Source organism: Pseudoalteromonas sp. NFXS53 (assembly GCF_056629255.1).
In genome coordinates this window covers 20518-33059 of sequence record NZ_JBWVBR010000027.1, presented here as the reverse complement: position 1 = coordinate 33059, position 12542 = coordinate 20518, and the positions used below count along the sequence as shown (strand labels likewise).

Here is a 12542-nt window from a genome sequence, read left to right as displayed (position 1 = left end):
GGGTCATTAGCTCAGTTGGTAGAGCAGTGGACTTTTAATCCATTGGTCGATGGTTCAAGTCCATCATGACCCACCATCTCAAAATTTTCATCCCTATCTGTATGGGTCATTAGCTCAGTTGGTAGAGCAGTGGACTTTTAATCCATTGGTCGATGGTTCAAGTCCATCATGACCCACCATACACTTAATCTATTTAATTCATTAAACTTTAATAATCCATTACTATTCGCGTCACAGACTAGGATTCTGCTCAGCAATTACGTATAATTCGCCTCAATTTTGCAATGTGCACTGATGGTCGAGAAATGAGTTTAGCAGAACAAATCATGCCAGAGGATTACATCTTTCCTCCAAAGCCGGCGCCACTTAACGACGCCGAAAAAGCTGAATATAAAGCACGTATTAAACAACTTCTAATTGATAAAAATGCCGTATTAGTTGCGCATTATTATACTGATCCTGAGATCCAAGCATTGGCTGAAGAAACGGGCGGCTGTGTTGCAGATTCTTTAGAGATGGCACGTTTTGGTGCAAATCAAGAAGATAAAGACATTATCATCGTAGCGGGTGTTCGCTTTATGGGTGAAACGGCTAAGATCTTAACGCCGAACAAAACCGTGGTTATGCCAACACTTGCAGCAACTTGCTCTCTTGACGTGGGTTGTCCAATTGATGAGTTCTCAAAGTTTTGTGATCAACACCCTGAGCGAAAAGTTGTGGTTTATGCGAATACATCTACGGCTGTAAAAGCTCGTGCAGATTGGATCGTAACGTCTTCTTGTGCTTTAGAAATTGTTGAACACTTAGACTCTGAAGGTGAAAAAATCATTTGGGGTCCTGATAAGCATCTAGGTTCTTACATTCAGAAGAAAACGGGTGCTGATATGATCATGTGGAATGGCGCATGTATCGTTCACGATGAGTTTAAAACGAAAGCGCTAAAAGATATGAAAGCGCTTCATCCAGATGCAGCTGTGTTAGTTCACCCTGAATCACCAGCAGAAATCGTTGATCTTGCTGATGCAGTAGGTTCAACAAGCCAGCTAATTAAAGCAGCACAAGAGATGGATAATCAAAAGTTCATCGTTGCAACTGATCGCGGTATTTTCTACAAAATGCAACAGCTATGCCCTGAGAAAGAATTCTTTGAGGCGCCAACAGCCGGTGAAGGTGCAACGTGTAAAAGCTGTGCTCACTGTCCTTGGATGGCGATGAACGGCCTTAAAGCAATCGAAGAAGCTCTTGTGAGCCCTGAAGGTAAAGAAGTGTTTGTTGATATGGACTTACGTGAAGGGGCGCTGCGCTCTCTAAATCGTATGTTAGATTTTTCTTCTAATTTGAAGAAGTAATCAAATTTGCCGATATGTTAAGCAGTTAGCTTAGCATATAGGTAAAAAAGCTTGCTTAAGTGTGGTGCTTTACTTAGTATAGCTTCGCGCTTAGGCGCAGTGGAGAGGTGGCTGAGTGGCTGAAGGCGCACGACTGGAACTCGTGTATAGGCTAATCCCTATCGAGGGTTCGAATCCCTCCCTCTCCGCCATTTCATCTCTAGTGATTTTTCAATCAATCTTTTCTTGTTATTGTTTCCTTTCCTTTTTGGGTACAGCTTGTAAATTCTTTATTCCTATCTGATCAGCTTTCTATTAGAATAAACAACCATCTGTTTAATTTAACTTAAATGTACTGCAGTGTCTTATCACTAACCAGTTGAAAGTTTAGGTTGTTTTCTACTAGTCGATAACCGATTGGACGTATTATGCAAGAAGAGCTACTGAACTCCGTTATAAAAATAACTAAAACACGTGATGTAGATTCGCTTGAATATAGTTTAATTTCTACTATTCAAGAGTTTATAGGATGTGAAGAAGTAGGTATCTACAAAGATCTTCAGGTTCAGGGACAATTAGTTATTGAGCGTAGTTTATGCTTGAAAGTATTGCCTCATGATGACTTTTTATGGGAAGACCGTGACGTTGTAAAAGAGCCGCCGTCTGAACTGGTTTCGTGCTTACAATCTGCTTGTATCATCACAGTTCAGTCTGCAGATGGTACAGAGCGACGTTGGCTACCTATAACATTACAAGAGAAGCCAATTGGCGCCATCGCAATTGTGAGTAAGGGCCTAAGTAGTTCAGATCAGGTTTTACTCAATGCATTTTGCCGAATATTTGAAAATTACCTGAGTATCTTGCACGAAAATGAACGTGATAAACTTACCGGGTTATTAAACCGACAAACGTTTGAGAAAAAGCTCAAGCAGTTACTAGAAAAACAGTTAATTGATCACCACAAATCAGCTTACCCAAATGACAATCGTAAACGTGGTATGGGGGCAACATCATGGTTAGCTATGGTTGATATAGATCATTTTAAGAAAATCAACGACAGCTACGGTCACGTCTGCGGCGATGAAGTTCTGCTATTACTCGCACAAAAAATGCGTCAGTACTTTCGTTCTAGCGATTTAATCTTCCGATTTGGTGGTGAAGAGTTCGTATTGGTTTTTGAGCCTTGTAGCTATGAAGCAATGAAAGCGAAAATTGAAAAGTTTATGGAGTTAGTTAGAAGTACGCATTTCCCATTTGTAAAAACCATGTCTGTGAGTATAGGCATGTCGCGTATAAGTCCGTATGATTTTCCAATTACTGTACTAGAGCAAGCCGACAAAGCCCTTTACTACGCGAAAGAAAACGGCAGAGATAAACTGTGCTTTTATGAAGAACTCATCGAGCAGCAACTAATCACTCAGCAAGATGACGATAGTAATGATATAGACCTTTTCTAATTCTGCATAAGCAATCAGAGCGCAGTAATCTTTCGCTGCGCTTTTTACTTTCTACCCGCCTCACTTTCTTACTCTAATTGTTCATAAATTTATTACCAATATTGCTTTACAGTTTATTGGCTATATATTGTTTTTATTAAATAAATTACACTACAAACAGTTACTTTTACGTCCTGTAATTAACATGCATTGGAACGCAGAGGCTTGTCATCATGTTACATATCATTCAGTCAAACCGCATGGAGGCGTTGCAAGCGCAACTCCATAAAGTATTAGACACCGCGCCTTTAGACAGTATTTTTAGTAAAGAAATTATTCTTGTTCAGTCACCGGGTATGTCGCAATGGTTAAAACTGGGTGTGAGCCAGCATTCAGGTTTGGCAGCGCAACTTGATTTTCCATTACCTTCTAGCTTTATTTGGCAGCTGTATCAAACCTTTCTACCACAAGTACCAAAAGAGTCGCCTTTTAATAAAGCGAACTTAACTTGGAAGCTGATGACTTTGTTGCCTGAGCAACTCGCATTACCTGTATATGAGCCTTTAAAACGCTATTTAGAAGATGATGAAGCTGGTAAAAAGCGTTTTGCTTTATGTGAAAAAATTGCCGACGTATTCGACCAATATTTAATGTATCGTCCTGAGTGGTTAGACACATGGGAGTCGGGTATAGATGAATTGCCGGATGTGGATGTTTCTATTGCACCTTGGCAGCCCGATTTATGGCGAAAGCTTGTTTCATTAACTGAAGATTTAGGGCAAAGTCCTTACCACCGTGCCAACATGCATGGCATGTTACTCGAAGCCTTAGCTGAAGCTTCTGCAGAGCAGTTACCCCAGAGAATAAGCTTATTTGGCTTGTCAGCCATTCCAAGTAGCCAGCTTGAGATTTTCCAAGCGCTAGCGCAGAAAACCAATGTGTTGCTGTTCTTGTTCAATCCGAGTGAACACTATTGGGGCGATGTGGTTGATGAAAAAACACAGGCTAAAATCGCCGCTAAATTTGTAAAATACCCAGAGCTCGAAGCACAATCAGGGGAATATTTCCAAATCGGTAATCCTCTTCTATCGGCATGGGGTAAGTTAGGCCGTGATTACTTCGAACAGCTGCTGCAACTTGATGCCTCATGGATAGACGGTTTTGTCGAAGATTTTAGCGATAGCTTATTGGGCAAAGTACAAAAAGAAATTTTCGATTTATCCTTTAAAGGCGAAACCCTAGTCGAAGACACGCAGTGGTTTATAAACAAAGAGGGTCAATTATCCATCGAAGAAGATGATAACTCTATTGTGTTTCAAGACTGCCATACGCCACTTCGTGAAATTGAACGCTTACACGATCATATATTAGCTTTGATGCATGAAGATCCAAGTCTTACGCCGAAAGACTTTATTGTTATGATGCCGGACGTGGCGAAATACAGCCCTTATATTGAGGCGGTATTTGGTGGCGCAACAGCAGAGCGTTATATACCTTACTCATTGGCAGATTTAGCCATTGATCAAGAAAAGCCCGTGATTAATTCATTCTTGTCTTTAGTCGATTTACCTTTCAGCCGCTTTGGCGTATCAGATATCTTAGATTTATTCGCTGTAGAGCCTATTGCAAAGCAATACCAGTGTAGTGAAGATGAATTTGAGCAGTTCAGATTTTGGCTTGAAGAAGTTGGGGTACGCTGGGGCATTAATGCAGAACATAAAGCCGAGCATGAACTACCTAAAATGCAGCTTAATACCTGGCAACAGGGCTTAAATCGTTTATTACTTGGCATTGCTATGAGCGATGAGTCTTTGGCATTTGAAGGCATTTTCCCAAGCGATCAAGTTGAGGGCATGGCAACTGAGTCGCTCAGTAAACTGATCCACTTTATTGATGACTTAATTAGCCACAAAAATATTTTGAGTGAACATAACCCACTTGATGTCAAAGCCGAACAGCTCAAATCACTGATAAAAACGTTTTATCATCCAGATTCAGATCAAAGCTGGGATCTGCAAGTACTCAATAAAGTGATTGAAACTTTACAGACCCACTTTGACAATAAAGACATGCTTGAAGCAGTAAGCCCCGAAATTATCAGTTATTGGGTCAAGCAAGGGGTTGCACAGAAAGGGGTAGGGCAACGTTTTCTTGTGGGGGCTGTTAACTTTTGTACGCTAATGCCAATGCGTGCTGTGCCGTTCAAAGTCGTTTGCCTACTTGGTTTGAACGACGGCGACTATCCGCGAAGTGTGCAACCAATAGGCTTTGACCTAGTATCGCAAAGTCAGCGTAAAAAAGGTGACCGTTCACGTAAACTCGATGACAGGTATCTATTTTTAGAAGCATTATTGAGTGCGCGAAAACAACTCTTACTCAGTTACGTAGGACGTTCATGCTACAACAACGAGCCGCAAGTACCGTCAATTTTGGTCAGTGAACTTATTGACTACATTGACCGTTGTTTTTATATCGAAGGCAAAGCGTGTAAACCTTCTACGCATTTATTAAATCAGGCCACACTTCAGCCATTCTCTTCGCTTAATTATATTGAAAGTGATAAGCAAAGCTTTAACCCCACTTGGTTGATTTCAAAGGTCAATAAAGAGCCGCAGAGCAATGAAAGTAACACAAGCTTTAGCGAAGGCCTGCCAAATCCGCTTGATACAGCGGATCATGAGCTAGATATTAATCAGTTGATCCGAGCCGTTTTAAACCCGCAAGCAGCGTTTTATCAGCAACGTGTGGGTGTGCGTTTATATAATGCTGAAGAAGTAATTGACGACGATGAACCATTTGCACTTGATGCTTTGTCTCGTTATCAATATCTAGATGAATTACTGACAGATTCTCTGAATGAGACAGAAAAAGCACCCGAGCAACTTTTACAACGAGGCGACTTGCCACAAGCCGAAGTGGGTAAAGTGCAACTTGGTCAATTACAGCAAAGGATCACCCCCCTAGCTGAGCGTTTAAAAACAACACTCACATCACCTTCAGAGCCGGTTGAAATTGATATCGACTGCGGTGCAATAAAACTACAAGGGTGGCTCGATAAACTCTTTGAATCGCAACAAATCTTTTATCGCCCAGCAAGTATTAAGGCCAAAGACAAAGTTAGAGCGTTTATTTACCACTGCGCAGCGAATTGTATGGGGCAATCGGTCACGACTTCTGTTTATGGTTTAGACGAGCAAGTTATCTTTGCGCCGTTAGAGGCAGAAGATGCCAAAGCTGAGTTACAGAAGTGGGTCAATTTTTACGTTTTACTCATGAGCAGTCCGCAACCTTTCTTTGTTGCATCTAGCTATGAATATGCGCTCACTGAAGACATCAATAAAGCGGCCAATAAATTTAACGGTGGCCAATATATCGGCATGGGCGACAGCGAAAACCCTTACGTGGCGCTCGATTTTAAAAATCTATTTGATTTTGAAGCTGAGTTTATCAGCTTAAGTAAATCGTTATTTGGCGAACTGATTGACCTTGCGAAGGAAGAAAAATATGCAAATGCTTGATCCAACAGTTATGCCTTTGGTTGGGCAAAACCTAATTGAAGCCAGTGCGGGGACGGGTAAAACCTATACCATTACAGGTTTATATTTACGTTGCTTACTGGGTTTGACCGTACCTGAGCAAGAGAGCACGCCATTAAACGTTGAGCAAATCTTAGTGGTAACTTTCACTGATGCGGCAACGGCGGAGATCAGAGACCGAGTAAGAAAACGCATTGTAGAAGCGCGCGATGTGTTACTCGGCAAAGAATCGAAAGACGACCTTATTCTGCGAGTGTTAAAAGACGTCAAAGACAAAAAACTGGCTTTTACGTTACTCGATGCTGCGGCCAAGTCGATGGATGAAGCCGCGATTTACACCATTCATGGTTTCTGCCAGAAAATGCTGAAACAGCATGCTTTTGAATCGAACATGGGCTTTAACCAAACGTTTGTACTCGACAGTGCAGATTTAATCGACCAAGCAGTAAAAGACTATTGGCGCAGTTTTATTTACCCGCTCGATACCGATACCACTCAGACTATTTTAGAGTATGTGCCAAACCCGCAATCTCTCAATAGTAAAGTAAGTAAACTGCTGAGTAAGGGCAATATCACCATTACACCGAGTTATGACTTAGATGATGTACTGGCCACTAAAGCGCAATACCAGCAACAAGCACAAACATTTAAAAGTGCGCTGCTAGCGAGCGACTTCTTTACTGCGTTAGATAATTCGGGCCTTGCGAAAAACAAAGCGCCTGGGCGAGTAGCAAATATTGCGGCTTTGATTGACTACTGCCAATCTGATAACTGGTATTTTGAATTTGGCTCTGCGAAGCACTCGTTCAACTTGTGGAGTGAAGAAACGCTGTCAGACAGTCAGTATTACAAGAAAGGGCAAGCGCCTATGTCGCATCCCTTGCTTAAATCGTTTTCTGAGATGTTTGCACTACACCAAAAGTTAAAAGAAGGGTTACCGCTGGCCATAGTACAACAGGCGGCGAAGCAAGTTGCGACCTTACTCGAAAAACAAAAACGTAAGCAGGGTGTTTTAACGCCTGATGATTTGCTTACTCAATTGCATGCTGCACTCACTGCTGAACAAGGCGAGGTTTTAGCAGAAAAAATTGCCACGCTTTTCCCAATGGCGATGATCGATGAATTCCAAGATACCGATCCCATTCAATATGGTATTTTTCAATCGATTTACGGCATGCGAGAAGCGACTACATTGACCATGATAGGCGACCCAAAACAAGCGATTTATGGGTTTAGGGGCGCAGATATTTTCACCTATATCCATGCCAAAAAGCAGGTGCAAGAAACACATCAATATACTCTTGCGACTAACTTCCGCTCAGCAAAAGGCGTGGTCGATGCAGTTAACAGTATTTTCAAACAAAATGAAAATAGCTTTATCTATAATAAAGATATTCCGTTTGAAGCCGTGGCTGCAAATGGCAAAAAGCTTGGTGAAGGCTTTGAGCTAAGCAATGAGCCTGCAGCATCATTGTGTTTTAGCGTTTTAAAAGATGCCTCAGAGGTCACCAGTAAAGGCGTGGCGCATCCTGCGCTGGCTGAGCTTTACGCCAGTAAAACCGCAACGCTTTTGAACCAAGCACAACAAGGTGAAGCCACAATCGCAGGATTACCTGTGGCGGCAGGAGATATTTGCTTTTTAGTACGAGATAGAAATGAAGCGGCTTTGATAAAGCGTGCCTTAACTAATAAAGGCATAGACAGTGTGTATCTTGCTCGAGAAAGTGTTTTCCAGCAGCCAGTTAGCCAAGCCTTGATGCAATTTTTGATGGTGCTGCATGGTCCATACGACGAAGCTCTGCTAAGAGGTGTTTTGGCCAGTGATTTATTTGGTTTGAATTACCAGCAAATTTTTGCATTGCAGAACGAGTCAGACAACCTTCAAGCAGCCCAAAATCATGTCACGCATAAAACTTGGCAGGAGTATTTGTTACAGTTTTCTAAGTTAAAAGCCTTGTGGTACAAAAAGGGCGTGATGGCGATGCTTGAGCAATTGTTGGTTGAGAATGACCTACCTTTGCTTTGGCAACAAAAAGGCCATCACGTAGAGCGTTGGTTAACGGATTATCGTCACCTTGCAGAGCTCTTACAACATAAGCAAATTGAACTAGAAGGCACACAGCGGGTTTTGCGTTGGTATGAAAAGCAATACACCGAGTCGTTAAGCGATACCGCACAAGTGCGTTTAGAAAGTGACGAGAACCTAGTTAAAATCATCACCATGCACGCTTCAAAAGGATTGGAATATCCAATTGTTTATTTGCCGTTTGCTAGTGGCTATCGTGAAGCGAGCGAAGCGATTTATCATAAAGACGACACACTGGTATATGACTTATCTAAATCCGATGACGCCATGCAACTGGCTGAAAAAGAGCGTTTAGCTGAAGATATTCGTCTGTTGTATGTGGCATTGACGCGCGCTGTGCATCACTGCGATGTGGGCATGTATAACCTAGCCGAAGGGCGCAGCAAAAAGCCAGGTATTACTCGTACAGCCCTAGGCTACGTGCTTTTTGCACCTGATCTAATGACCTCTGCAGAGCAATGGCATGCTCGACTTGACGCACTTTGTACAAGTGATGCGAATTTACAAGTCGCCTATTTTGATATTAATGCTTTGCCAAACGAAAGTTACACACCGACTCAACAAGTGCAGACGATTGATTGCGCTGTAAAAGCGGTGTCAGCGAATATTGAGCGCGACTGGCGAGCAACCAGCTTTAGCCAGTTAACCTATCATCAAGATCATGATGACAGACCGTTAGGGGCAATTGATGAAAACCACTTGCTTGACCTACCATTAGCAGAAAGCCAAGAAACCCTGGATGCTTACACCTTTCCAAAAGGAGCCAAAGCGGGTAGCTGTTTACACGAAATTTTTGAATTAATTGATTTTAGCGAGCCAGAAACGCCGCAAGCACCGAACCTGACACTAGAAGAAGCTGTAAAACAGACACTGGATAAATTCGGTTTTGAAGATAAATGGCAAGCGCCAGTTAAGCATTGGGTGTTAGCGTGTCTGACCTGTAAACTAGATAGTAATTTAGCGCTTAAAGACATAACGCCTTCGCAGCGTTTAGTGGAGATGGAGTTTAATTTACCTCTTGCGCCATTAGATCAAGTGACGCTGAATAATATTATCTCAAACATCACCCAGCATCCGAGTAACCTTAAATTTGATAATGTCAAAGGGCTACTTAAAGGCTTTATAGATTTAATCTTCGAGCATCAGGGCAAGTATTATATTCTTGATTATAAATCGAACTATTTGGGCGATACACCGAGCGACTATGCCAGCGATAACCTAGTGCAAGCCATGAACGCACATCAATATCATCTGCAATATATGATTTATACCGTGGCATTACACCGTTTACTTAAAGCGCGCTTGCCTAGCTATCAGCCAGAGCACCATTTAGGTGGCGTCTATTATGTTTTCTTACGCGCCATGGGTGACGGAGAAGGGGTGTTCTTTAAACAGTTATCACTCAGTGAACTTGAACAATTAGATGCCTTATTTTTACAAGGAGCAGCATGATGGAACAAACCGATTTATTTGCTCAACCCGCATTCACAGCGCCTTTTGATCATCAAAGCTTTATTGCGCTTTTAATCGAGCAAGAAAAACTGCTACACAGCGATATTGCGCTGGCGAAATTACTCAATGGTTCCAAAATTGATGATGCTTTTTATTTAATCTTGTTGTTGCTGAGAGCACAAAGACAGCAACACAGCTGCTTGGAGTTAGAGCAGATTGACTGGCAAAACCCATTCGCTCTACCTATAAAATTACAAGGCGAAAATGTGTTAACCGCGCCTTGGTCTGAAGACAAACAAGCCGCGATAAAAGCGTTAACGTCACATGCGGCTGTGGGTGACGATAAACCAATGAGGTTATTGAATAATAACTTATATTTAGCCCGTTACTTTGATTACGAAGCTACTCTTGCTGAAGCATTCCAAGCGTTGAACAACAACAAAGTGACCTTGAACCTAGACACACTGACTGAATTACTCAATCACTTGTTTGACGAGCAAGATGACATTGATTGGCAAAAAGTGGCGTGTGCGATGGCCGCTTTAAATCGTTTTTGTGTGATCACCGGGGGCCCGGGTACAGGTAAAACCACTACAGTTACTAAGTTGCTGGCAATTTTACAGTCGCTGTATCGCAGTGCGCCACTGAGTATTAAGCTGGTAGCGCCAACGGGGAAAGCCGCTGCGCGCTTAACAGAGTCTATGATAGGCGCGAAGAAAAAGTTAATCGAAAGCGGCATGATAGATGACGAGCTGTTTGATTTGTTGCCAGAGCAAGCGCAAACCATTCATCGTTTACTGGGTGTTGTACCACATACTCATCACTTTAGGCATAACGAGCACAACCCGCTGCACTTAGACCTTTTGATTGTCGATGAAGCGTCTATGATAGATTTACCCTTGTTAAGCAAATTAGTTAAAGCGTTGCCATCTCATGCTCGTCTAGTCTTACTTGGTGACAAAGATCAATTGGCCTCAGTCGATACCGGTAATGTGCTCGGGGATTTATGTGAACATCTAAAGTTGGGTGAGCAGCCCCATTACTCACAAGACTGTGTAAACGCACTTAATCAAATTTGTTTTAATAGTGCGACAAAATTGCACGAAAAGCCGAGTCACTTTTTGCTTTGCGACAACATCGCATTTTTACAGCAGAGCCATAGGTTTAATGCCCAAAGTGGTATTGGTCAGTTGGCACAAGCGGTGAACAATAACGATCAGAGGCATTTACAGCAGACAATTCAGCATGGCTTTGAAGATTTAGAACTGTATGACTTCAGTAATGATGCCTATCATGCGTTAATCGACAGAGCAGCAGGGCATTACCAAAACTACTTACGCCTAATTCAAGGTAAACCCATCTTGAATGCCGAGGATGTGCAAGCAGTGCATCATGCTTTTAGCCAGTACCAGTTACTTGCAGCAGTGAAAGAAGGTCCTTACGGGGTAAACGCACTGAATCAACGTATTGAGCAGAGACTGCATCAAAGTGGTTTAATTGATTTAACCCAGCGCCAATATGCAGGTTTGCCAATTATGATCACCCAAAACGACTATCAGCTTAATTTATTTAATGGTGATATTGGGATTTTAGTTAATTATCAGTCGAATAATTCAACTTCTGCGAGTTTAAAAGCGGTGTTTGTTGATGAGCAAGGTCATGTGCGGGACTTCTATCCGAATAGATTACCTAGGCATGAGAAAGTGTATGCTATGACCATACACAAATCTCAGGGCTCTGAGTTTGCGCATACCGCAATGTTGTTACCACCAATGCAAAGGGCGCATTCAGGGATTAACCGACAGCTGGTTTACACTGGGATCACGCGAGCAAAACAAAAGTTTGAGCTGGTGGCACAGATGTCTGTTTTGACTCTTTCCATGTCTAGACAGTTGCAACGTTGCTCAGGTTTAAGGCAAAGATTGCAGACAAGTTAGCCCTTTAATACCAATCCTCAATAATACTCAATCATTTTGAGGGACTAAAACTGACGCTAACTTTGTTGGAAATTTCTTATTTAGAGCAACTAAATAGCAAAGTTTCCGCCTCGTTACCGACAAGTTTTCCTTGCCTCAAAATAGATCACTTAATTAAGAGGATTGGTATAAATTGACAACGAGGTGAAAAGTGTGGTTTTAATTTAGTGTTAAGACTCTATTTATAAGTAGAACAAAAATGAAAAAATTAGACCAACACTTAATCAAATATGCGCTCTACCATCGTGATGAGCGCAATATTTTAACCCACTTTGTGGGTGTGCCGCTGATTGTATTTGCGGTAATAGGCTTGCTGTATTTTCCTTTAATGTCAGTCAACAGTCTTCTGATCACCCCTGCATTGATTATTGCGATACTCGCCATGCTGTTTTACTTAGCTTTAGATATTAAATTAGGCCTACTCATGAGTGGTATATATTTATTAGGGCTTTGGGGGGTAGACAGTATTTTTGAAAGCATGAGCACGCAAACTGCGAGTTTCTATGGCTTATTTGCGGGGCTATTTGTTATTGGTTGGATAATTCAATTTATCGGGCACTATTATGAAGGCAAAAAACCAGCATTTGTTGATGATTTAATTGGCTTACTAGTAGGGCCATTATTTGTCGTGGTTGAGTTACTATTTAAACTGGGCCTACTTAAAAGCTTAGAAGCCCGCATAATTGAACATGCGGGCCCCTACAGAAATTAGCATTTTATAAAAATGT

General features: G+C 41.9%; 6 protein-coding genes and 3 tRNA genes. All 9 read left to right on the top strand.

What is annotated here, in order from left to right; genetic code table 11:
• Positions 1 to 76, top strand: a tRNA-Lys gene (locus AC1HJP_RS20075).
• Positions 77 to 103: 27 nt separating this feature from the next.
• A tRNA-Lys gene (locus AC1HJP_RS20070) sits at positions 104 to 179 on the top strand.
• 126 nt (positions 180 to 305) lie between these two features.
• Entirely contained in the window at positions 306 to 1349 is a 1044-nt protein-coding gene (nadA, locus tag AC1HJP_RS20065) for a quinolinate synthase NadA (protein ID WP_480363282.1), read from the top strand.
• A gap of 101 nt (positions 1350 to 1450) precedes the next feature.
• Positions 1451 to 1540 (top strand) — tRNA-Ser (locus tag AC1HJP_RS20060).
• Positions 1541 to 1756: 216 nt separating this feature from the next.
• Positions 1757 to 2785 carry a GGDEF domain-containing protein gene (locus AC1HJP_RS20055; protein WP_421962830.1) on the top strand — a complete coding sequence of 343 codons (1029 nt, stop codon included), beginning with the start codon at positions 1757 to 1759 and terminating at the stop codon, positions 2783 to 2785.
• A gap of 212 nt (positions 2786 to 2997) precedes the next feature.
• Positions 2998 to 6282 carry an exodeoxyribonuclease V subunit gamma gene (recC, locus tag AC1HJP_RS20050; protein WP_480363281.1) on the top strand — a complete coding sequence of 1095 codons (3285 nt, stop codon included), beginning with the start codon at positions 2998 to 3000 and terminating at the stop codon, positions 6280 to 6282.
• Complete coding sequence (recB, locus tag AC1HJP_RS20045; RefSeq protein WP_480363280.1) at positions 6269 to 9838, top strand: exodeoxyribonuclease V subunit beta; 3570 nt, start codon at positions 6269 to 6271, stop codon at positions 9836 to 9838. Before recC ends, recB begins: the two co-directional genes overlap by 14 nt.
• Positions 9838 to 11775, top strand: coding sequence for an exodeoxyribonuclease V subunit alpha (gene recD / locus AC1HJP_RS20040; protein WP_480363283.1), 1938 nt, complete (start codon positions 9838 to 9840; stop codon positions 11773 to 11775). Before recB ends, recD begins: the two co-directional genes overlap by 1 nt.
• Positions 11776 to 12013: 238 nt before the next feature.
• The gene (locus AC1HJP_RS20035) at positions 12014 to 12526 is read left to right on the top strand and encodes an Mpo1 family 2-hydroxy fatty acid dioxygenase (protein WP_480363279.1); all 513 of its coding nucleotides are present in this window, start codon (positions 12014 to 12016) and stop codon (positions 12524 to 12526) included.
• Positions 12527 to 12542: the final 16 nt, after the last annotated feature.